Raw genomic sequence first — 20,442 nt, 5'->3', positions numbered from 1 at the left:
ACGACCGCGCCATTCTCCGTCGAGGGTGTGACAAGAACAAACGGCGTGCCCCAGAAGTGAAGGACCCCCCGTGCACCCGCCAGAGCCCGCTTATCCTTGCTGCCTTCCGGCCCTGGGGAGGTTCACGGGGTACGCGCCGCACGAGGGGCTGTGGCACAGCGTACCCGGAGCCTCCGGCGCGTCACCGGGCGGTCCCGCGGAAACCGGATCGCCGGGTTCTGTATCCTGTCGGACGGAGGATTCGCCTAGAGGCCTAGGGCGCACGCTTGGAAAGCGTGTTGGGTTCACACCCTCACGAGTTCGAATCTCGTATCCTCCGCCAGCCTGACAAGGGCAGACGTTGATGGGCCGGGCCCCTGGGGGTCCGGCCCTTCGCCTATCCGCGTCGCAGTTTCCGTCTCACTAACCACCTCGCCGCTGCTCCGGACAGGCGATGTCAGCTCGCCCACGACGCAGCCTCCGGTCCGGTGGTGCGTAGACCCTTCGAACAGCCACTGGGCGCGGCGGAGGCGGGTATCGGAAGAGCGTCACTCACAGCTCTGCGCCGTCGCGAGTCCCGCCTTCTGGGTCAGTGGGTCTTCCGGTGGCCAGCAGCGCCGCCGTCGGCAGGCAGAGTCTCCCGTTCCCATCAAGGTGCGGCCGCACAAGCTCGTCATAGCAGTCCTTCATCCGCCGGACCGTCGCTGCGTCCTGCAGGCTGATCACGTATCCGATGCCGGCCAGGCCACTCGCCGCGGCCGCCCACCACCGGCCGGGATCCGTGCGGTGCTCCCATTCCACCGTCCAGGACTCGACCCCGGTCAGGCCACCCTGCTCGAGCAGGTCGGCGAGCCCGTCACGCGTACGCGGGAAGTCGTCCTCCGGCGCCAGCCCGGGCATCGGTGGCCGGATCACCCCGGCCGCCTCGATGACGTCGTCCCAGAGGCGCTGCAGCGGCGGCGCCGGCTGCGGCCACACCGTCACGCCGACCCGGCCGGACCGGCGGGTCACCCGGGCGAGCTCGGCCACGGCCGGTGCGGGCCTGGCGACGTGGTTGACGACGAAGTTGGCCGCGACGGCGTCGAAGGCACCGGGGTGGAACGGGAGCCGGGGCAGGGCGGCGAGCGAGGTGCGGGCCGACGGCACCCGGGCGGCGGTTGCGGCGACCATGCTCGGCTCCGCGTCGACGGCGGTGACGTCGGCTCCGCGTGCGACGGAGGCAGAGGTCAGGGTGCCGGTGCCGCAGCCGACGTCGAGGACGGTGGTGCCGGAGGAGACGGCCAGGGAGTCGAGGAGGAGGTCGACCGGGTGGGCGCACAGGCCGGCGAAGCTGTCCTGGTACGCCGCTGCCTTGTCGCGCCAGAGGTCGCGCCGGTAGGAGTCGTAGTCGTGGGCCATTCCGGCCAGGCTAACGGTGTCGTTTTATATCTGGGCCGCGGCGATCGCGTCGTCCACCTCGGGGAAGATGGCGAAGTAGCGGCTCAGGCCCACCGTGTCGAGGAGGTCGACGAGGAAGCGGTTGGCACCGGCGAAGCTCAGCCAGCCACCGCGGGCGGAGATCACCTGTTTGGCGGTGATGAAGGCGCTCAGGCCCACGGAGTCGCAGAACTTCAGGGCCGAGAGGTCCACCACGATCCGCGGGACCGGCCGTTCCAGCAGGTCCGCGAGGAGGTCGTGGAGCTTCGGTGCGGTGTCGGCGTCGAGCTCGCCGCTCAGGCGGAGCACGGCGACGTCGGTGCGGTGGTCGGTCACGGTGGCCTGCATGGCATCGCTTTCGTCCTGGTTGCGAGGGGTCCATGCTAGTTGTGGATGATCACTGGATGGCGCACAAAGCGTCCGTCCAGATCACGCACGAGCATCCGCATTGCGCAGTCGAATGCAGCTGAACTCCCACGATGACTCGACAACCTCGTCCACCAGGCTCCACAGGTTGGTGAGGAGCCGGAGCTCGATGCCCGCCTGTTCGTGCAGCGCGATGAGATCGCCGACCGGCTCGGGCGGGCCGAGCGGAGTCACCGTCTCCGTCGCGACCATGGCGTGGGGCCGGGGTGACCCGAACGGGCGGAAGAGTGCCGCGTCGAAGCGGTACGCGTACAGCGACACCGCCTGAAGCCGACGCAGCCAGCCGTACTCGATCGCGTGCACACGCCCGGGCGCCGGCCAGAACATGACCCTGGGGCAGTCCCGGGGGAACCAGTACGCCGGCGCCTGCTCGGCGTCGACGGCCCACACGTACGGTTCGGGCTGCTGAGCCGTCGCCGCCACGTGCGGGGCGAAGCGGGTGATGTGCGGGTCCTCGGAGAAGTGCATGACCTGGCCGGCGGAGGGTCGCATCAGGACGGTGTAACAGAATCGGACCGGACCCGTGGGGGTCCGGCCCGATCAACGGCTGGCCGAGAGAAGTGTGCGTGCGGCGCAGCCCGGCTCCTGGCGTCTTACAGCTGACGCCACCGCCAGCGTGGCCCTCGCCACGCGTCTGCCAGGATCAGCGCGGAAGCCTTTCCCGGACACTGCTGCACCTTGGACTTGCCCTGGGGGCCGCCCATCTGGGCTTCGACCTCCCAGACCTCGCCATCGGTGCGGACGTAGACGTCCCGGCGCGCAAGTCGGACGTCACCATTCCACCAGTGCTGCTCAACTCTCACGTGTCGACCTTATGACAGGTATCGACAACTCTGCGCGATGCGAATCTGTGAAAGTTTTTCGACGGCAGGTCGGAGCGCATTGTCCGATCCGGTGGTTTTCCGCCCCACGACTTGCGGTGAGGTGCCCATATTAGGGCGGCTTCCTAACTAGCACTCTCCGTAGTCATTGCAGGTGGAGCGGGCGCGAACGAGTCGACGAAACGGTACCGACACGTATCCGTGACGCGACCAGCGGATTTGATCATGGAACCGGGCCCGCGGACGGCGGCGCCGACGGCCAGACGAGCAGAATCCGGCACGGTGCGTGATCAATCACGAAGCGGGTACGGTGCCCGATGCTGCGGGGTCCGAGGCGGGTCCGATCGCCGTCGCGGGCCAGGATCAACAGGTCCGCCCCGGCGCACACGGATAGCACTTCGCGCTCCGGACGACCACGCAGAGTGATTGTCTCCGCCGTACGGTCGAGTCGTTCGGAGGCTGCCCTCAGGAGCCGTCGTTCGGCTGCCGCGAGCAGCTCGGCGGGATCGGCACCACTCACCCGTCCGAGGAGTCCCGCGGACCCGCTCATTGCCGCTTCCGTGTCGACGTCGACGACGTGCATCAGGGTGATGTCGCCACCGATCTCGCGCGCCGCGTCGACGCACGCCTCCCATGTGCCCTCGTCGAGCCACACGATGACTTTCACAACCCCGACACTCGCAGACTCAGCCACAAGCCGGCCACCCCCGCCAGCAGACAGACCGGCACGGTGATCAGTCCCAGCCGCAGAAACTCCCCCGTGACCGGCGGATGCCCCCGGCCGTGCAGGATCTGCCGCCACAGCAGGGTGGCGAGCGAACCCACGTACGTGAGGTTGGGCCCGATGTTGACACCCAGCAGCACCGCGAGGACGAGCCCCGGCGAGTGCGCCGCCGCCGGCAGCAGCATGAGCGTCGCCGGCAGGTTGTTGACGAGGTTCGCGAGCACCGCGGCCAGCCCGGCCATCACGAGCAGGCCCACCAGCCCGGCATGCCGCGGCGCCACCCGGTCGACGAGCGCACCGAACCCGCCGCGGCTCACCGCCAGCACCACCACGCCCAGGGCCAGGACGAAGAGGCAGAACCCCGGATTCGCCTTGCGCACCAGCGTTCCCGCACGCTCCTTTTCCCGTACGGCCAGAGCCAGCGCACCGGCGAGCGCGACCCACGCCGGGTGGATCCCCAGCGGACCCGCCGCGGCGAACCCGGCGAGGGTCAGCCCCAGCGCCACGAGCGCGAACATCGGCGGATCCGGCCGGTCGACCTCTTCCGGATGCGCCGGAGTGCCGAGGTCGTCGGCGAAGAACCGGCGCAGGATCACGAACTCGACCGCGATGACGGCCAGCCACGGCAGCGCCATGAGGCCGGCGAACGACAGGAACGACAGCCCGGCCGCGGACATCGCGAGCAGGTTCGTGAGGTTCGACACCGGCAGCAGCAGCGAGGCCGAGTTCGCCAGGTGGTTGCAGGCGTAGACGTGCGGCTTCGGGCGTACGGCCAGTGTCGACGCGGTGGCGAAGACGACCGGCGTGAGGAGCACGACCGTCGCATCGAGGCTCAGCGCCGCGGTCACCACCGAGGCGAGCACGAAGACGATGCCGAGCAGGCGCCGCGGCGAGCCCCGGCTCCATCGGGCGGCGACCGCTCCGGCGTACCGGAACACCCCGGCCTTGTCGGCGAGATGAGCGAGGAGCAGGACCGCCGCGAGAAAGCCGACTGTCGGCCCCAGCCCTGCCAGCTCGTGCAGGGCGTCCCGCCAGGGAACGAGCCCGGTCGCGACGGCGACGACCGCGGCCGGCACGGCGGCCACCGCCTCCGGCAGACCGCCCGGGCGTGCCACGGCGAACCCGAGCACACCGGCCAGCAGCAGAAGCGGCACCACAGTGATCACAAGGCGCTTCCGATGCCCGCATCCCGTAGCGTCGAAACCATGCTGCGTCGATGGCTTCCCGCCGGCATGCTGGTCGCCGTCGGCATCGCCCTGGCGTACGCGGCCGGGCCCCTGGCGCTGATCGTGCCGGTGGCGCTCGCCGCGGCGCTCTCACCCCTGGCTTTCCCGCGTTCCGTCCCGGCCACGGAGGCTCGCCGTCGCAGTGCCGCGGACGGCAAGCCGATCGTCTACTGGCGGCCGGGCTGTCCCTACTGCCTGCGCCTGCGCGCCACCGTCGGCCTGCGAGCCCACCGCGCTCACTGGGTGGACATCTGGCGGGACCCGGACGGCGCCGCGGCGGTACGCGCGGTGGCCGCCGGCAACGAGACGGTCCCGACGGTCATCCTGGCCGGCGAGCCCCTCGTGAACCCCGACCCGCGCCGGATCCGCGCCGCGCTCTGACCGCCATGTGGGCGACGACCAGGGGCAGGACCCCCACCGGGTACAAGGCGACATCGGTCCAGTGATGAACGGACTCGATCTCCGCCGCTCTGATGCCTGCCCCGGCCCATAACGGCTACAGCAGTCTTCAGCGGTGCGAGGACCATGCGGGGACTGTGATGGTCCAGAAGAAGCTTGTGGATGGTGCGGGAGATATGTTCCACGTTACTCGTAATGATCCGTCTTGAACCACACTCTCTTGCTTCCCTCTCCCTTGAGCTTCCCGCACAGAGGCAGACGTCACACCCGGGGGAAACACAAATGAGACAGTCAACGACGATAGCGTGATTCCGTGCCTGTTCTCGAAGGGCTCAGTATGATAGCGCAGCACATCTTTCCCAGAGGTCCTGAGCGGATTCCATAGCCCACCTTCGGGCCGGTAACGAATACCCCACCTCGTGGTGGAGCTCAGGGCAGGCCGAAAGACCGCCAAAGCCCTCTGGCGCCCGGTCCTCTGCTCGACCGGCACGATGTTGAGAGTGTGGGTCGGCTCCTCTTCGCACCACCAAGACGCCTCGATGCCTTCCCAACTGGGCGCACCACCCAACTCGAAGCTGACGGTAAGGCGAAGCGGCAGCACAAGTATCGTTGAGTCCGGGGTTGTCCGCCTCTCGTCCACCACGTAATCGCCGGCACCGTCAACGCCGATATGATAGGTGACGGCAATCTCCTCACTGCACTTCGGAGATGCGTGATCTACCAATTCGGTCAGGATTTGCCGACACTCATCCAGGTCGCGCTGAAGGCTTTGAATGCCGTGCGAAACATAGAGTTGCAGCATTTTGGCGCACATAAACACGAACGACAAGCAGAAGATGGCAATCAGCACGACTCTGCCAAAACCGCTGACAATCAGTTGAGCAACTCCAGAAGTCACAGCGATCGCCGTCGACCCCAAAGTCCAGGCGCCCCGTCCGACACCCTGTACTTTGGTCCGCACCCGCAACGCCACAGGTCAATTCTACGACCGCATGCATGCTGAGATAGTCAGAGATGATTTCGGATTTCCGCACCGGTTCATCGCCTTGCAAGAAGTCGCGCGCTCCTCGCGTCCGCCTCACGGAGCAGAGGAGGCAACCCCACGGACACAGAAACGCCCGGCGGCTCGCTCGGAGCTGCCGGGCGCTCGCCCTGCTACTGGCGGTGGTGAAGGGATTTGAACCCTTGGAGGGCGTAAACCCTCACACGCTTTCGAGGCGTGCTCCTTAGGCCGCTCGGACACACCACCGCGAAGTAGGTTACCCGACCGCCCACCGGCTTCGCCGCCGGGTTACCCCGAACCGCGAAGAGGCAGGTCGCGCCCCCTTCGGCGGGGCGGCCTGGCAGGATCTTCCGACATGAGTGTGCACATCGGCGCGCAGCCGGGCGACATCGCCGAGCGGGTTCTGCTTCCCGGGGACCCCATGCGGGCGAAGTGGATCGCCGAGACGTTCCTGAAGGACCCCGTCTGCTACACGCAGGTTCGCGGGATGCTGGGATTCACCGGTATGTGGCAGGGGGTGCCCGTCTCCGTCCAGGGATCCGGCATGGGCATGCCGTCCGCCTCGATCTACAGCCACGAGCTGATCAACGAGTACGGCGCCAAGTCCCTGATCCGCATCGGGTCGTGCGGCGCCCTGTCCGAGGACCTGAACCTCGGTGACGTGATCGCCGCCATCGGGTCGGCCACCGACTCGAACATGAACCGGGTCCGCTTCGACGGGCTCGTCGACTACGCGCCGGTGGCGGACTTCGGGCTGCTGCGGACCGCTGCCGACGTCGCCGACCGGCGGGGCATCGCGCTGCGGGTGGGGCCGATCCTGGCCGCCGACGCGTTCTACACCGACCGGCCCGACCTGTACGACACGCTCGCCGACTACGGGGTGCTGGCGGTCGAGATGGAGTCGGCCGCCATCTACACGATCGCGGCCCGCTACCGTGCGAGGGCGCTGACCATCCTGACGGTCAGCGACCACATCAAGCGCGGCGAGAAGATGGACTCGGCGCAGCGTGAGCAGGGCTTCTCCGACATGGTGCAGATCGGCCTCGACACGGCGATCAGCTAACGGAAGAAGTCCCGCATCAGGGCGGCGCACTCGGCTTCGAGCACCCCGGAGTACACCTCCGGGCGGTGGTTGAGGCGCCGGTCGCGGACCACGTCCCAGAGCGACCCGACCGCGCCGGTCTTCGGCTCCCAGGCGCCGAAGACCAGCGTGCCGACCCGGGCCAGCACGAGCGCGCCGGCGCACATCGTGCACGGTTCGAGGGTGACGACCAGCGTGCAGTCCGACAGCCGCCAGCTGCCGGTGAGCAGGGCGGCCCGGCGCAACGCCAGGATCTCGGCGTGCGCGGTCGGGTCGCCGGTCGCCTCCCGCTCGTTGCCGGCGGCGGCCAGCTCGTTGCCGTCGGCGTCGAAGACGACCGCGCCGACGGGCACGTCCTCCGGGAACGAGGAGGCGACGGCGATGGCCCGCCGCATCCACGTCTCGTGCCGGGAGCGCGCCGTCACGCCTCGCGCAGCTCCTCGAGCTCGTCGCCGCAGCCCAGCTTCTGGCAGATCTCCGCGGTCACGTCGGACGGCAGCATGCCTTCCAGCCCGCACAGGGTGAGCAGCCGGTGCGAGCTGATCCCGAGGTCGGCGAGGAGCTCGACGTCGCCGACCGGGTCGGCGTCCGGATCGGCGGCGGGCCGCTCCTCCTCCTCGTCGTCGTCGGTGCTGCCGGCGGCCAGGTCGTCGATCTCCAGCGCCGGCGTCTCCACGTCGGCGAGCAGCAGGGCTCCGAGCCGCGACTCGTCGGCGAACGCCGAGTCCGATCCGAAGACCCGCAGGTCCTCACCCTCGTCGAGGCGCAGGATGACCAGATACTGGTCGTCGGCCTCGACGAACAGCAGCGACAGGTCGGCGTCGGGCTCGGCGTCCCGCAGCCTGTCCACCACCTCGTCGATGTCGGCCAGCCCGGTGAGCTCCAGCTCGGACGCCGTCCAGCCGTTCTTGCCCCGAGCGACGGCGGCAGCGAAAGTCGACACGAATCCCCCCACGAACGTCTGTTCTCAGCGAGTGACGGTAGCGGCTGCATCGGCTCGAGCGCAGCGCCACGCCCCGAAGGAGACAAGCTCTCTCCACGGTACGGGCACAGCGAGCTCTCGTGACACACGGCCGGGCGCTGCCGTCCCGGCCTGATCACCCGCTGCCGGCTGGTGTGGCAGGTCACCCAAAAAGACCCGCCACGGTTGCCTTCGGCGGCCGTGTCTCAGCCCCCGACGTCGCCGTCGGCGGCCGAAATCCCTCGGCACCAGTGCGAAAAGACCCGTACCGGTGATGGCGTCCGCTCAGGACGACCATGCGGAGGGTTCCGGTCGGGCCCAGGTCGGGCCTGGCCCTACGGTGGCCCGGTGACGGAACTGAGACAGGTCCATGACGACGCCCGCGCGATCGCCGAGGCGGCCCTCGGACGCGACCCCGGGCCCTTGACGACGGCCGAGAGCATCTCGCACCGGGTCTACGTCGGAGCGGACATCGTCGTGAAGGTCATCGACGCGGCCGGCCACTCCCGGCTGGACCGGGAGATCGCCCTGGTGCCGCACCTGCCCGGTGGGCTGACGGCGCCACTGCTCGCCGCCGGGCTCCATGGTCAGGTGCGGTATGCCTGCTACGCCCGCGTGCCGGGCAAGGCTCCCGGCATGGGCATGCCGGCGGCCGACGCGGCGACCGCACGTTCGCTGGCTGTGCAGGCGGTGCAGCGGCTGCACGCGCTCCACGACTGGGTTCCTGCCGGCGAGGCCGAACGGACGCTGCGGGAGCCTCTCGACCACGGCGGCTTCGTCGGCCGCGCAGAGCTGATCGCCGAGATCGAACGCCTCACCGCGGCGGACCGGAAGGCGGTCGTACCCGCCGCGGCGCTCGACCGGCTGACGGCGATAGCGGAGAGTGCGCCGCCGAATGTCCGGATGGACGTGCCGGTGCATGCGGACTGCCACTGGGGCAACTGGCTGGCGTCCGGAAGCGATGTGACCGCGCTGCTGGACTTCGAGTGGGCGCGCTTCGGCGATCCGGTCGACGACTGGTTCTTCGTGATCGCGGACAGCGGCCCGCACGTGAGCACGGTCCTGGAGGTCGTCGCCCGCGAGACGACGACTTCCTCGGACACCCTGCGCGCCCAGTGCGAGGTCCGCGAGGCGGCGTATCTCGCCTCCGACGTCCGGCCGGCACTCACCCGCCCGGATTTCCCGCCCCGGATGTTCGGCGAGCGGCTGCGCCGGCTGAAGGAGATCACGATCGGGCGAGCCTGGTGGCGGTGACGGTCAGGCGCGCTGGTCCCCTGCCGGCTGCCACTTCTTCATCCACGGCGAGTCGGGCCAGCCCTCGGCGGCCGCCATGATCGGGTACGCCGTACCGCCGTCGACCGCCTCGCGGATGATGTCCGCATGCCCCGCGTGCCGGGCCGTCTCCTGGATCAGGTGGAGCAGCACCCACCGCACCGACCAGTTGTCGATGTCCTTGGGGTTCCACGGCACCGAGTGGTCGACGGGCACGTCCTGGCCCAGGTCGGCGATCTCCGCAACGGTCTTCTCGGTGCGCGCCGCCACCCGGTCGTAGTGGGCGAACACCTCCTCGATCGACTCACCGTCCGCCAGCCGGAAGTTGTCCTCGTACGCCTGGTAGTCGACCGGCCGGGACTCCCCGCGGACGGTGTCGATCCAGCTCTCCTCGGTGGACGCACAGTGCTTGATCAAGCCACCGATCGTCAGCGGGCTCGCCGTCGGAGCGGCGCGCAGCTGCTCGGCGGTGAGGCCGTACGCGGTGAGCCTGAGCACGTAGCGCATTTGGGTGAGGTAGGCGAGGAGGCCTTCGCGCTCGTTGCTGATGGCACCGACCTGACCGGGCATGACCGTTCTCCTGTCGTCGTGTTTCTCGGCTACGTTTCGAGCCTAGAAGCCATTGCGGTCAGTTCTCGGCCGCATTCCCGGCAGTTTCGGGCCGACGCCGGTCACCCAGCCGCCCGCGCGTCCCAGCGCCAGAAGAGCATCCCGATCAGGATCAACTTCCACCGGTACGCCCACCGCCCCCGGCCACTGGCGTCGCAGCTCCCCCGGCCGCTCGAGCAGGGGCGTCAAGGCCTCGACCGGATCCGGTTCGGCCAGACGCCCCGCATAGGCCTCGAGGTCGGAGAGCACGGCGGGCAGGATCCGGCGTACGGCGGCCGCGTTGCCCCCGCACATGGCCGCTGTCAGTTCGGCGCGGGTGGCGGCTACCCGCGTACCGTCGCGGAAGGACCCCGCAGCGAGCGCGCCGGCGAGCGGATGCCCGTCGATCAGGTTCGTCAGAGCCGCGGCGAGCAGGTGCGGGATGTGACTGATCCGGGCCACCGCCTCGTCGTGCTCGTCGGCGGTGGCCGGCACGACCCGGGCGCCGAGCGCGGTGAAGAGGCCGGCCAGACGAAGCCAGTCCGCCAGGTCGGTCTCCGGTTCGAGGCAGAGCACCCAGGCGCAGCCGTCGAACAGGTGCGCGTCGGAGGCGAGGAAGCTGGACTCCGCCTTGCCCGCCATCGGGTGACCGCCCACGTACCGGCGGCCGCGGAGCATGTCCCGGACCGGGACCTTGACCGACGTGACGTCCGTGACGAGGCCGGGGAAGCCGGCGAGCTGGTCGATCACCGGGGGCAGGACCGGCAGCGGGACGGCGAGCACCACGATGTCGGCGCGCTCGGCGGCGGCCGGGATGCTGTCCGCGATCTGCACCATCGGAAGCTCGGCAGCGGCTTTCCGCGTGTCGGCGCCGATGTCGTAGCCGGTCACCTGGTGACCTCGGGCGGAGAGGGCACGCAGGAGCGAGCCGCCGATGAGACCCAGACCGATGACCGCGACGTTCACGCCGGTGACTCTCGCACACCGACCCGCATCAGCCGTACGGTCATGTGAGGATTAGTCCGTTTCGTCACTAGATAACCCGCATCAATGCGGTTACGTTCGGCATGTGACGTATAGGGGCAAACTTCGCAAGCAGTGCACGGTGGTCCTGGCGACCCTCGGCGCGGTCCTCGCCACGGCGGCACCCGCCCAGGCGGCACCGTCGGAGACGTCGGATGCCGTGCCGGGCTTCAACGGGACAGTGCTGGCCGTGGCGTACTCGGGCAGCACGATCTACATCGGCGGCGACTTCACCTCGGCGATCGTGAAGGGCAAGAGCTACGCGCGCGGCCGGCTCGCCGCCGTCAACGCGTACACGGGAGAGCTGTTGCCCTGGGCGCCGACCGCCGACGCGCGGGTGAAAGCGATCGCGGTGAGCGGATCGTCGGTCTACATCGGCGGCGAGTTCGGGTACGTCAGCGGGCAGAAGCGGGACAGCCTCGCCCGGCTCGACGCCACCAGCGGAGCCGTCTCCAGCACCTTCAAGCACGCGATCGACGGCAAGCCGTACGCCCTCGCCGCCGCCAACGGCCGCCTGTACGTCGGCGGCACCCTGACCAAGGTGAACGGCCAGGTCCGCACCCGGCTCGCGGCCTTCGACCTCTCCTCCGGCGCGCTCGACACCGCCTGGAAGCCCACGGTCGACGACCAGGTCGAGGCGCTCGCCACCGGCGGCGGCCGGGTCTACGTCGGCGGCAAGTTCCACAAGGTCAACAGCACCAGCGGGTACGACCGCCTGGTAGCCCTCGACCCGTCCTCGGCCTCGATCGTCACGAGCTTCAAGCCCAAGCCGGCAGTGATCGTCTTCGCCATCGCGCTCACCTCGGACGGCGTCTACACCGCACACGGCGGCCAGGGCGGCACGGCGGCCGCGTACACCCTCAGCGGCAGCAAGCGCTGGAGCGCCACCTTCGACGGCGACGCCCAGGCGGTCACCACCCTCGGCGACACCGTGTACGTCGGAGGCCACTTCGACCACGCCTGCCGCACCGCCCGCACCGGAGACCAGGGCGTCTGCCTGGACGGCTCGGACGACCGCGTCAAACTGGCGGCGCTGGCGCTCGACGACGGCCACCTGCGCGACTGGACCGCGAACATGAACGGCATCGAGGGGGTGCTGACCATGGCGTCCGACACGACGATCGGTGCGTTCGCGACGGGCGGGGCGTTCACGACGATCAACGGGGCGTCGCAGAAGAGGTTCGCGCAGTTCAGCTGAGACAGGACCACACAGCAGGGCCGCATCCTGGGCGAGGATGCGGCCCTGTGCACGTCTCCCGGCCGCCGGCGGGTCGCGTCAGGCTCGGCAGTTGTGGGCGGCCTTCCAGGCCTTGACCTTGGCCACCGGGCTCTTGCTGCCGCCGTTGCGCCACGAGGTCAGGTAGGTCGCGGGCCAGATCACGCCGCGCCGCACCTTCCAGTCACCGGTCTTCGCACAGGCGGGCGAGATGCCGTAGTGCAGGTGGCACACCCCGTTGGCGTTGCCGGTGTGCCCGACCTTCCCGAGCTGCTGGCCGGCCTTGACCCGGACGCCCGCCTTGATGCCGGTCTGCACCTTGCTGAGGTGCGACCCGTAGTACCGCACGCCGTCGTCACCGAGGATCGACACGAACAGCCCGCCGTTCAGGGGCCCGTCGGGACGCCCCTTGACGTACTCGTCCTTCAGGCTGATCTCGAGCACGACGCCGCTGGTCGTAGCGACGACCTTCTCACCGCAGTCGGCGAAGATGTCCGTCGCCGGGTACTTGGAGTGCGTCGGGTGGAAAGCGACGTTCGACGCCTTCACCGGAAACACGTACTTGACGCTCGTGGGCGCGGTGGCCGGAGCCGGCTTCTTGCTCGGCGTCTTCTCCGGCGAGGGCGCCACACTGACCTTGCCCGCGGCGGCGGGCGGCGCGGCCGAAGCAGGCGCGGTCAACGACGCGGCAGCGGTAGCCGACGGCTCCACGAACTGCGGCGTCGCGTCCGCCGACGACCCACTCTCCGGCGAGCCGCAAGCGGCCAGCGAGAGCGCGGCAACGGTCAGGACCGAGAGGGTACGCAGGGAAACCACCGCGCCATCCTGGCAGAAGTCGCCGAACTCCGCAGGCCCCCGCCCGTCGACCGCGCTCGATCCCCCTCCCGAAGGCGCACGATTACGCCCGCCGAATCCGACTCCACGACCGGGTCGCCGGCCTCGTGAGTGGCGTCGCTCACCCTCCGGTGGTCAGCGCCACCCAGCCTCCAGTCGTCCTGCCTCGCGGACCGCGGAACGGTGGATAGGGTTGGGCGTAGCCATCAACACCGGGAGGAATGGCATGGCCGAGCAGCACGGAGGGTGGGCGGAGACGAGCCCGCCGCCCGGATGGTTGCCGCCCTCCGCCGCACCGGCGGCCCCGTTCCCGCCCTCCGCCTCGCCGGCGCGCCCCCTCCCGCCCTCCGGCTCACCGTCGTTCCCGCCCACTGCCTCGCCGGCGCTCGCATTCCCGCCTTCCGCACCGGCGCTCCCGTTCCCGCCGCCGCGGCCCGTCTACCGCGAACCTCACCCGATCCGCACGGCCCCGCTCCTCACCGGCCTGGCCGCGGCGGCGCTCTGGTTCGCCCTCTTCGGCAGCCTCGGCCGAGACCTGTTCAGCTACGCCTGGTGGACCGTGGCAGCCGCGATCTCGGCTTGGTTCGTCGCAGCCTTCCTCACCCTGGTCGGCGATCGAGGCGTAGCCGTCGGCGTAGCCCTCACGAGCGGCCTCGCTCTATCGATCGCCGCCGGTTTCGTCGGTGCGAGATGGATCACCACCAACGACTGGCCGCTGTGGTGAATGTCCAGCTCTGCACGCGTCTGTGATCGACGATCAGTACTGTCTCCGTGGCGCAACGCACTCGGCCTTGACGAACGCCGAACAGCTCGGCAGTCTCGGCCTCATGGCCCACGTACCGCAGCGACTCGACCCGGATCGTCGCCGTCGCAGGCTCGAGCTCCTCGCCGCTCTGGCCGACGCGAAGTCGGCCCGCGAGCACAGCCAGCCCCAGCGCCTCCGCGGCGCGAGGATCCGCGAGCTGATCGCTTCCCGCCGCCGCTTGTCCAACTGATCCTCCGCCCGGTTCAGCGGCTTCCGGCCCGCTCAGCGGTCAGAGCGTTTCGCCGCGGTCCAGGCGTATGACCCGCCGATCCGTCACGATCGCCGTCACCAGATCGTGCGGCGTGACGTCGAAGGCCGGATTGACCGCCGCGGAGAACGACGTCACCTCGGCGGCGCCGCGATCCTCGATCTCCACCGCCGCGCCCTCCGGCGTCTCCATGTCCACCGTCGACTCCGGCGCCACCACCACGAACGGCACACCGGCCCGCCGGGCCCCGAGGGCGTGCGCGTACGTGCCGACCTTGTTGATGACGTCTCCGTTGGCGCAGATCCGGTCGGCCCCGAGGATGACGGCGTCGGCTTCGCCGCGGGCGAGGAGGAACGGTCCCGCCGAATCCACCGACACCCGGAACTCGATGCCGGCCTGTTCCAGCTCCCAAGCCGTCAGCCGGGCACCCTGCAGCAGGGGCCGCGTCTCACTCGCGATGACCCCGGCCAGCGCCCCTCGCCGCTGCAGCTCGAACACCACACCCAGCGCCGTACCGCCGACGACGGCGGCGAGCCCGCCGGTGTTGCAGTGCGTCAGCACCCGGGGCCGCCCGCCGCACAGCTCGACCAGCAGGTCGGCCCCGAGGCCCGCCATCGCCTCCGAAGCAGCGATCTCCTCGTCACGCACAGCACACGCTTCGGTGAGCACCGCCGCAAACCCGTCATCCAGCCGCGCGGCGGCCCGCCGCGCACCCCGGGCAAGGTTGACTGCGGTGGGCCGGGCGGACTCCACATCCCGTACGGCCTGAGCCAGCCCCTCGGCATCTCCCGCGAACTCCCGAGCCGCCAAGGCCACCCCGAAGGCCCCGGCCACCCCCAGAGCGGGAGCACCCCGAACCGCCAGCGACTGAATGGCCCCGACCAGCTCGGCGACCCCCGTGACCCGCAGCATCCGCAGCTCACCGGGCAGAGCGGTCTGGTCGATGAGCTCCACAGCGCCGTCAACCCAGTCAATGGTCCGCATGAGCGGCAGCCTATCCACGCCCATCCGAGTCCCCTGTCCAGCTACCCGTTGCCCACACGCCCTGCGCGCACCCTCGACGGCTCAGAGGCGAGCTAGCGCCTTCCGCAACGGATCCAGCCCCAACGCCCCCAGGTTCAGTGCATCGCGGTGGAACTCTTTCAAGCTGAACTCCGCGCCCTTACGCGCCTTCGCGTCCTCCCGCGCTTCGAGCCAGATCCGCTCTCCCACCTTGTACGACGGCGCCTGACCCGGCCAGCCCAGGTATCGCTTCCACTCGAAGCGCAGCACGTCCTCCTGCATGCGGCAGTGCTGGCGGAGGAACTCGTAGCCAAGCTCCGGGGTCCATCGCTCGCCCGGGTGGAAGCCGAACGGGTTGTCGCGGGGGATCTCGAGCTCCAGGTGCATGCCGATGTCGACGATGACCCGGGTCGCGCGCAGTGCCTGGCCGTCGAGCATGCCGAGGCGGTCGCCCGGGTCGGCGAGGTAGCCGAGGTCGTCCATGAGGCGTTCCGCGTACAGGGCCCAGCCCTCGCCGTGGCCCGAGCACCAGCAGAGGAGGCGCTGCCAGCGGTTGAGCAGGTCGGCGCGGTAGATGGTCTGGCCGATCTGCAGGTGGTGGCCCGGCACGCCCTCGTGGTAGACCGTGGACGTCTCGCGCCAGGTCGAGAACTCCGTCTGGTTCGGCGGGACCGCCCACCACATGCGGCCGGGGCGGCTGAAGTCCTCGCTCGGTGACGTGTAGTAGATGCCTCCGTCGCTGGTGGGGGCCAGGCACGCCTCCACCGTCCGCACCGGCGCCGGGATGTCGAAGTGCGTGCCGTGCAGCTCGGAGATCGCCTTGTCGGCGGTGGCCTGCATCCAGTCGCGGAAGGCCTCCTTGCCCGGGATGCGGCGGGCCGGGTCGGCGTCCAGCACGTCGACGGCCTGGTCGACGGTGGCGCCGGGACCCTCGATCTCGGCGGCGACCGCGCGCATCTCGCGCTCCAGCCGGGCGAGCTCCTCGAAACCCCACGCGTACGTCTCTTCGAGGTCGATCCGGGCCCCGAGGAAGTACTGCGAGGCTCGGGCGTACCGTTCCCGCCCCGCCGCCTCCTTGTCGCGGCCGAGCGGGGCGAGCTCCGTACGCAGGAATTGTCCGAAGCCGGCGGTGGCCGCCGTGGCCGCGGCAGCGTTGCGTTGCAGCTCCGCGAGGAGCGCACCTTGGGCGCCGAGGCCGTCGGCGAGGCTGTGGAAGAAGTTGTCGCGGGCGGGGTCGGTCCAGGCGTCGCACTGCTCGGCGACCTCGATCATCTGGATGCGCGCGCTCGCGTTGCCCTTGTTCGCCTGGTGGAGCAGGCTGGTCTTGTACTGCTCGAGGGCCCGGGGAAAGCCGCCGAGCCGGGCCGAGATGTTGGCCAGCGCCTCCTCGCCCTGGATCGGCATCAGGTCGAAGACCATGCGCAGCCCGTGCAGGGCGCTGGAGATCACGTTGATCTCGCTGGCTGTGTCACCGGCCTCGTAGCGGACCAGGTCGAGGCCGAGGCGCTCCTGCATGGCGTCCTTGGCGACGTGCTCCGCCTCGGTCTCGGGCTCGAGCGGGTCGAGCTCCAGCAGTGTGCGGCGCACGAGGTCGGCCTGCGCGTCGACGCCCTCCGGCGACAGATCGTCGAGCTTGTCGTCGTAGCCGGGCACGCCGATGAAGGTGGCGCCGGTCGGGTTGAGCGGCGCCCACTCGTCCACGTAGCGGTTGGCGAGGTCATCAATCTGTCCCACGCGCCGACCCTACGGGAGACCTCCGACAAAACGCGGGTCCTTATTCCGCCGGCGAGTGGCCGGCCGTCCATGCCAGCAGGCGGTCGGTGGTCCAGGTGTTCACCACCCGGTCCACGGGTACGCCGCAGAGCGCCGCTCGCTCGCACCCGAACCGCTGCCAGTCAAGCTGTCCCGGCGCGTGAGCGTCCGTGTCGATGCTGAACAGGCAGCCGGCCTCGACCGCGACCGTGAGCATGCGTTTGGGCGGGTCGAGGCGGTCCGGCCGCGAGTTGATCTCCACGGCCTTGTCGTGCTCGACACAGGCGGCGAGCACCTTCTCCAGGTCGAAGGTGCTCGGCGGCCGCGTGCGCGCGCGGCGATGCGCCTGGTCGCCCTCGCCGGCCGCGGACACCTTGCGCCCGGTGAGGTGCCCGAGGATGTCGAGGTGGGGGTTGGCGATCGCGGCCAGCATCCGGCGGGTCATCTTCGGCGACTCGTCACGAAGCCCGCTGTGCACCGACCCCACGACGACGTCCAGGCGGGCCAGCAGCTCGTCCTCCTGGTCGAGCGAGCCGTCGGCGAGGATGTCGACCTCGATGCCGGTGAGGATGCGGAAGCCCTCCGGCAGCGCGTCGTTGAGCCGGTCGATGTAGTCGAGCTGTTTGCGAAGCCGGGCCGCGGTCAGGCCGTGAGCCACGGTCAGGCGTGGCGAATGGTCGGTGAGCACCAGGTACTCGTGCCCGAGCTCGACCGCCGCGAGAGCCATCTCCTCGATCGGCGAACCACCGTCCGACCAGTCGGAATGGGCATGGCAGTCGCCGCGCAACGCCTCGCGCAGAGCGGCCGCCGCGCCGACGAGGTCGGTGCCCTCGGTGCTTTCCAGCCTGCGCAGGTAGACCGGTTCCTCGCCGCTCAGCGACTCGGTGATGCAGCGGGCGGTCACGTCACCCACGCCGGGGAGCTTGGCGAGCGTGCCTTCTTCCGTACGCTGGGAAAGCTCCGCCGGAGGCAGCGCGGCGACCGTCGCGGCAGCCGATCGGAAGGCCTTCACCCGGTATGTCGCCTCGTTGGCGCGCTCCAGCAGAAACGCGATGCGCCGCAGGTCGGCGGCCGGGTCACGGGATGCCATGCCGCCCAGCGTAGGCCCGTGATCGGCGATTTTCGCGGTTGTCCACAGGCAGCGCCGAAGGGGCTTGCCTGACCAAGATCGATACCGGTATCTTCCTCGCGCCGCGGGCCCCGACCCACGGCGTCATGGGGGAAGGAACCACCGATGTTTCGTGCTGCCGCGTCCGTGGTGATGCTGCTCGGTTTCTATGTCGTGGCACTGATCCAGCTCGCCGCCGTCCTGGCCTTCGTGGTCTGGGCCGCGATGTCGCACCACACCGCGGCGGGCCTCAAGCTGGGACTTCCGCTGCTGCTCGCCGTCGGTGCGACGGCCGTCGGGCTGTGGCGCGCCATCCGCACCCAGCCCGAGCCGATGCACGGGCTCGTCGTCACCCCACAGGCCGCGCCGGAGCTGTGGCAGACGGTGCACGCTCTCGCGACCGAGGTCGGCACCCGCTCGCCCGACGAGATCCGGCTGGTGCCCGAGGTCAACGCGGCCGTCAGCGAGGACACCAAGCTGCTCGGCCTCATCGGCGGCCGGCGCCGGCTCTACCTGGGAATGCCGCTGGTGCAGGCGCTGACCGTCGACCAGCTCCGGTCGGTCATCGCCCATGAGCTCGGGCACTACTCCGGCCGTCACACCCGGCTCGGCGCAGTCGCGTACCGGGGCCGCCTCGCCATCGGCGGCACCATCAGCCGCATCGGACGCTGGAACCCGGTCGGCATGGTGTTCCGCGGCTATGCGCGGCTCTACCTCCTGGTCGACAACGCCGCCTCACGGCGGCAGGAGCTCGACGCCGACCGGGCCTCGGTGCGCGTCGCCGGCCCGGAGGTGGCGATGTCCGCGCTGCGCGAGCTTCCGGTCATCGACGCGGCCTGGGACTTCTACTTCGGACGGTACGTCGCGCCGGGATGGGAAGCCGGGTACGCGCCGGACGACGTCTTCGGCGGCTTCGGGCAGCTCTTCGCCGCCCGCGGGGACCAGCTGGCCGAGGTGCGCGACCAGGAGCCGGAGCAACACAAGTCGCGCTGGGACACCCACCCGTCGACCGCCGAGCGCATCGCGGTGATGCGGGCGGCACCGCAGCAGCCGCACCCGGTGGACGGCCGTCCCGCGGCGGCCCTGCTGCCGTCGGTCCACGAGGCCGGCATCGCCCTGCAGCGCGAGGTCGTCGACGTAGCCGATCGCCGGGTGCTGCCGTGGCCCCAGTTCACCGCCGCAGCGGCCACTGCGCGGCTGCAGCGCACCGCCGACCGGTTGTTCCGCTCGCTGGGCCGTCTCACCGGTACGCCGGACCCCGACCTCGGCACGCTGTTCGCCCTGGTCGCCGCCGGACGCCTGGGCGAGCTGGCGGAGGAGTTCTTCCCGGACACCGACCGCGACGAGGCGGCCGTCAGGTTCGCCGGCCTCATGGACATGCTGTTCGCACTGGCGGCCATCCGGTCGGGCACGGCCTTCTGGCAGCACTCGTGGTCGGGCCCGGCACGGCTGACCGACGCCGAAGGCGCGGAACTGGACTTCGAAGAGATCGCCAAGCTGGCCGTCTCACCGGAAACCCTGGAAGAGGCCCGGGCGCGACTGGCCGGGCGAGGCGTCCGCGTCGAAGCCGCCGGCATCGTCGAGCGCAAGGCCACGGCGAAGGGCTCGGACGTCATCGCCGCCCTGGCCAACCTCAAGGTCGACGGCGCGCACACCGACCTGATCCTGCTGGACCGCGGCTTCCTGTTCGTGCCGGGCCCGAAGTCCACCGACAACGGCAAGAAGCGACTGCAGGAACTGCTGTCATCAGCCCCGATCGAGCAGCTCGCGGCAACCTACCGCTTCCTGCCGTTCGAGGAGGTACGCGCAAGCACCATCACCAAGCGCACGCCGACCCGAGCGGACTTGCACCTGCACGACGGCACGGTCATCGCCATGGAAGAGCGCTGGACCGGAGAACAACTCGGCGACAGCCGCGACACCCTGCTCGAAGTCCTCGACCGACTCGGCGGCCACTCCCCCGACAACTGACCGCCCCCGACGACGGCTAGCGCCGGGCGGACGACTGTGAGCGGCCGCGGGCCGCGGGCGGCTGGCGGCGCGGCTAACAACCGCCAGCGACGGGCGGCGCGGCTAATGACCGCGGGTGGCGGGCGGGCCCGCGCGGGTGGGGACCCGCGGCAGGCAGCGGCGGGCAGCCAGCGACAGGCGGGCATTCGCAGGCAGCTAAGGCGACGGGCGGCTGACGCGCCGCGCAGCCAGCCGCGACAGCGAACACTCGTCCGGTAAAGCAACCGCACTACGGCGAAGGCGCACCGGCACGGAGCAGAGCACCGGATCGAAATCCGGACGACCCGCGGCCGCGAACGGCGCAGGCTCGCCAATGCCTGGGGAGCAGCGCCCAGTCCCCACGCCGCACATGCCTTCGGCGAAGGCGGGGTGCCGCCGGACGGACCGGCCGCCATAGAGGCGCTTCGATCCGTCAAGTCTGGCGGACCACCGTCGCGAACCCGGCCGAACCCGCCGGCCAACGACCGAGAAGGCGGCCGAATCTCACCGCCCGACAGCCAAGAGCGGCGGCGCAACGGAACCGACTTCGCGACGGTAAGCCCGACCGCCGCCCCTCCTATCCACCGAGGCGCAAATCGCGCCTTCCGC

21 protein-coding genes, 2 tRNA genes, 1 other RNA gene and 1 pseudogene are annotated in these 20,442 nt (G+C 70.3%); 8 read left to right on the top strand and 17 right to left on the bottom strand.

Going from position 1 to position 20,442, the window contains the following annotated elements:
- Window positions 1-59: 59 nt before the first annotated feature.
- Window positions 60-150, bottom strand: an RNA gene (gene ffs / locus AB0J80_RS00265) — signal recognition particle sRNA small type.
- Between the two features lie 84 nt (window positions 151-234).
- On the opposite strand from ffs, the gene AB0J80_RS00260 reads away from it, so the two are divergent.
- Window positions 235-322: transfer RNA gene (locus AB0J80_RS00260), tRNA-Ser, on the top strand.
- A 209-nt stretch (window positions 323-531) separates the two neighbouring features.
- Here AB0J80_RS00260 and AB0J80_RS00255 read toward each other — a convergent pair.
- From AB0J80_RS00255 to AB0J80_RS00230, 6 genes are all read right to left on the bottom strand, one after another.
- Window positions 532-1,377, bottom strand: a complete 846-nt coding sequence (locus AB0J80_RS00255) for a class I SAM-dependent methyltransferase (RefSeq protein ID WP_364698677.1) — start codon at window positions 1,375-1,377, stop codon at window positions 532-534.
- Window positions 1,378-1,401: 24 nt separating this feature from the next.
- A complete protein-coding gene (locus AB0J80_RS00250) occupies window positions 1,402-1,743 on the bottom strand; it encodes an STAS domain-containing protein (protein WP_364698675.1) in 342 nt (113 codons plus the stop codon).
- A gap of 81 nt (window positions 1,744-1,824) precedes the next feature.
- On the bottom strand, window positions 1,825-2,313 hold the full coding sequence (locus tag AB0J80_RS00245) for a DUF6886 family protein (RefSeq protein ID WP_364698673.1): 489 nt from the start codon (window positions 2,311-2,313) through the stop codon (window positions 1,825-1,827).
- Window positions 2,314-2,414: 101 nt separating this feature from the next.
- The gene (locus AB0J80_RS00240) at window positions 2,415-2,624 is read right to left on the bottom strand and encodes a hypothetical protein (protein WP_364698671.1); all 210 of its coding nucleotides are present in this window, start codon (window positions 2,622-2,624) and stop codon (window positions 2,415-2,417) included.
- Between the two features lie 241 nt (window positions 2,625-2,865).
- The gene (locus AB0J80_RS00235) at window positions 2,866-3,297 is read right to left on the bottom strand and encodes a universal stress protein (RefSeq protein ID WP_364698669.1); all 432 of its coding nucleotides are present in this window, start codon (window positions 3,295-3,297) and stop codon (window positions 2,866-2,868) included.
- Between the two features lie 8 nt (window positions 3,298-3,305).
- A complete protein-coding gene (locus AB0J80_RS00230; protein WP_364698667.1) occupies window positions 3,306-4,532 on the bottom strand; it encodes an SLC13 family permease in 1,227 nt (408 codons plus the stop codon).
- A gap of 39 nt (window positions 4,533-4,571) precedes the next feature.
- Here AB0J80_RS00230 and AB0J80_RS00225 point away from each other — a divergent pair, with 39 nt between their 5' ends.
- On the top strand, window positions 4,572-4,973 hold the full coding sequence (locus AB0J80_RS00225; protein ID WP_364698665.1) for a glutaredoxin domain-containing protein: 402 nt from the start codon (window positions 4,572-4,574) through the stop codon (window positions 4,971-4,973).
- 127 nt (window positions 4,974-5,100) lie between these two features.
- On the opposite strand, the gene AB0J80_RS00220 is transcribed toward AB0J80_RS00225, so the two are convergent.
- Together AB0J80_RS00220 and AB0J80_RS00215 are read right to left on the bottom strand one after the other, a co-directional pair.
- Complete coding sequence (locus AB0J80_RS00220) at window positions 5,101-5,964, bottom strand: hypothetical protein (RefSeq protein WP_364698663.1); 864 nt, start codon at window positions 5,962-5,964, stop codon at window positions 5,101-5,103.
- Between the two features lie 186 nt (window positions 5,965-6,150).
- Window positions 6,151-6,240: transfer RNA gene (locus AB0J80_RS00215), tRNA-Ser, on the bottom strand.
- A gap of 109 nt (window positions 6,241-6,349) precedes the next feature.
- Between AB0J80_RS00215 and deoD the strand changes: the two genes are divergently transcribed.
- Window positions 6,350-7,057: a purine-nucleoside phosphorylase gene (deoD, locus tag AB0J80_RS00210; protein ID WP_364698661.1), complete on the top strand. Its 708-nt coding sequence runs from the start codon at window positions 6,350-6,352 to the stop codon at window positions 7,055-7,057.
- On the opposite strand, the gene tadA is transcribed toward deoD, so the two are convergent.
- Together tadA and AB0J80_RS00200 are read right to left on the bottom strand one after the other, a co-directional pair.
- Window positions 7,054-7,500 (bottom strand): tRNA adenosine(34) deaminase TadA, encoded by a 447-nt coding sequence (gene tadA / locus AB0J80_RS00205; protein WP_364698659.1) that lies wholly within the window; start codon window positions 7,498-7,500, stop codon window positions 7,054-7,056. The genes deoD and tadA overlap by 4 nt on opposite strands.
- Window positions 7,497-8,018 (bottom strand): tRNA adenosine deaminase-associated protein, encoded by a 522-nt coding sequence (locus AB0J80_RS00200; RefSeq protein WP_364698657.1) that lies wholly within the window; start codon window positions 8,016-8,018, stop codon window positions 7,497-7,499. The genes tadA and AB0J80_RS00200 overlap by 4 nt, the downstream gene beginning before the upstream one ends.
- 366 nt (window positions 8,019-8,384) lie before the next feature.
- Here AB0J80_RS00200 and AB0J80_RS00195 point away from each other — a divergent pair, with 366 nt between their 5' ends.
- Complete coding sequence (locus AB0J80_RS00195; RefSeq protein ID WP_364698655.1) at window positions 8,385-9,290, top strand: phosphotransferase; 906 nt, start codon at window positions 8,385-8,387, stop codon at window positions 9,288-9,290.
- Window positions 9,291-9,293: 3 nt separating this feature from the next.
- On the opposite strand, the gene AB0J80_RS00190 is transcribed toward AB0J80_RS00195, so the two are convergent.
- Both AB0J80_RS00190 and AB0J80_RS00185 read right to left on the bottom strand, forming a co-directional pair.
- Window positions 9,294-9,878, bottom strand: coding sequence for a DinB family protein (locus AB0J80_RS00190; RefSeq protein ID WP_364698653.1), 585 nt, complete (start codon window positions 9,876-9,878; stop codon window positions 9,294-9,296).
- A gap of 42 nt (window positions 9,879-9,920) precedes the next feature.
- Window positions 9,921-10,871 (bottom strand): annotated as a pseudogene (locus tag AB0J80_RS00185) (prephenate dehydrogenase/arogenate dehydrogenase family protein); the annotation flags it as partial.
- Between the two features lie 130 nt (window positions 10,872-11,001).
- Here AB0J80_RS00185 and AB0J80_RS00180 point away from each other — a divergent pair.
- The gene (locus tag AB0J80_RS00180; RefSeq protein WP_364698651.1) at window positions 11,002-12,117 is read left to right on the top strand and encodes a hypothetical protein; all 1,116 of its coding nucleotides are present in this window, start codon (window positions 11,002-11,004) and stop codon (window positions 12,115-12,117) included.
- A gap of 78 nt (window positions 12,118-12,195) precedes the next feature.
- On the opposite strand, the gene AB0J80_RS00175 is transcribed toward AB0J80_RS00180, so the two are convergent.
- Window positions 12,196-12,951 (bottom strand): M23 family metallopeptidase, encoded by a 756-nt coding sequence (locus tag AB0J80_RS00175; protein ID WP_364698649.1) that lies wholly within the window; start codon window positions 12,949-12,951, stop codon window positions 12,196-12,198.
- Between the two features lie 244 nt (window positions 12,952-13,195).
- Between AB0J80_RS00175 and AB0J80_RS00170 the strand changes: the two genes are divergently transcribed.
- Together AB0J80_RS00170 and AB0J80_RS00165 are read left to right on the top strand one after the other, a co-directional pair.
- Window positions 13,196-13,693, top strand: coding sequence for a hypothetical protein (locus AB0J80_RS00170; protein ID WP_364698647.1), 498 nt, complete (start codon window positions 13,196-13,198; stop codon window positions 13,691-13,693).
- A gap of 67 nt (window positions 13,694-13,760) precedes the next feature.
- Window positions 13,761-13,964 carry a hypothetical protein gene (locus tag AB0J80_RS00165; protein ID WP_364698645.1) on the top strand — a complete coding sequence of 68 codons (204 nt, stop codon included), beginning with the start codon at window positions 13,761-13,763 and terminating at the stop codon, window positions 13,962-13,964.
- Window positions 13,965-14,003: 39 nt separating this feature from the next.
- Here AB0J80_RS00165 and mtnA read toward each other — a convergent pair whose 3' ends face one another.
- From mtnA to AB0J80_RS00150, 3 genes are all read right to left on the bottom strand, one after another.
- On the bottom strand, window positions 14,004-14,966 hold the full coding sequence (gene mtnA, locus AB0J80_RS00160) for an S-methyl-5-thioribose-1-phosphate isomerase (RefSeq protein ID WP_364698643.1): 963 nt from the start codon (window positions 14,964-14,966) through the stop codon (window positions 14,004-14,006).
- 81 nt (window positions 14,967-15,047) lie between these two features.
- Window positions 15,048-16,718 (bottom strand): DUF885 domain-containing protein, encoded by a 1,671-nt coding sequence (locus AB0J80_RS00155; protein ID WP_364698641.1) that lies wholly within the window; start codon window positions 16,716-16,718, stop codon window positions 15,048-15,050.
- 40 nt (window positions 16,719-16,758) lie between these two features.
- Window positions 16,759-17,826, bottom strand: a complete 1,068-nt coding sequence (locus AB0J80_RS00150) for a PHP domain-containing protein (RefSeq protein ID WP_364698639.1) — start codon at window positions 17,824-17,826, stop codon at window positions 16,759-16,761.
- Between the two features lie 144 nt (window positions 17,827-17,970).
- On the opposite strand from AB0J80_RS00150, the gene AB0J80_RS00145 reads away from it, so the two are divergent.
- Entirely contained in the window at window positions 17,971-19,815 is a 1,845-nt protein-coding gene (locus AB0J80_RS00145; RefSeq protein ID WP_364698637.1) for a M48 family metalloprotease, read from the top strand.
- Window positions 19,816-20,442 lie beyond the last annotated feature (627 nt).

Source organism: Actinoplanes sp. NPDC049548 (genome assembly GCF_040676695.1).
GTDB lineage: Bacteria > Actinomycetota > Actinomycetes > Mycobacteriales > Micromonosporaceae > Actinoplanes.
Note: the sequence above shows the minus strand (reverse complement) of the source record. Positions and strands in the feature narration are given on the sequence as shown.

What these genes read in the sequence shown, in the direction of transcription:
- AB0J80_RS00255 (WP_364698677.1), bottom strand. Translation starts at nt 1,377, where the DNA reads ATGGCCCACGACTACGACTCCTACCGGCGCGACCTCTGGCGCGACAAG.
- AB0J80_RS00250 (WP_364698675.1), bottom strand. Translation starts at nt 1,743, where the DNA reads ATGCAGGCCACCGTGACCGACCACCGCACCGACGTCGCCGTGCTCCGC.
- AB0J80_RS00245 (WP_364698673.1), bottom strand. Translation starts at nt 2,313, where the DNA reads ATGCGACCCTCCGCCGGCCAGGTCATGCACTTCTCCGAGGACCCGCAC.
- AB0J80_RS00225 (WP_364698665.1), top strand. Translation starts at nt 4,572, where the DNA reads ATGCTGCGTCGATGGCTTCCCGCCGGCATGCTGGTCGCCGTCGGCATC.
- deoD (WP_364698661.1), top strand. Translation starts at nt 6,350, where the DNA reads ATGAGTGTGCACATCGGCGCGCAGCCGGGCGACATCGCCGAGCGGGTT.
- AB0J80_RS00190 (WP_364698653.1), bottom strand. Translation starts at nt 9,878, where the DNA reads ATGCCCGGTCAGGTCGGTGCCATCAGCAACGAGCGCGAAGGCCTCCTC.
- AB0J80_RS00170 (WP_364698647.1), top strand. Translation starts at nt 13,196, where the DNA reads ATGGCCGAGCAGCACGGAGGGTGGGCGGAGACGAGCCCGCCGCCCGGA.
- mtnA (WP_364698643.1), bottom strand. Translation starts at nt 14,966, where the DNA reads ATGCGGACCATTGACTGGGTTGACGGCGCTGTGGAGCTCATCGACCAG.
- AB0J80_RS00150 (WP_364698639.1), bottom strand. Translation starts at nt 17,826, where the DNA reads ATGGCATCCCGTGACCCGGCCGCCGACCTGCGGCGCATCGCGTTTCTG.
- AB0J80_RS00145 (WP_364698637.1), top strand. Translation starts at nt 17,971, where the DNA reads ATGTTTCGTGCTGCCGCGTCCGTGGTGATGCTGCTCGGTTTCTATGTC.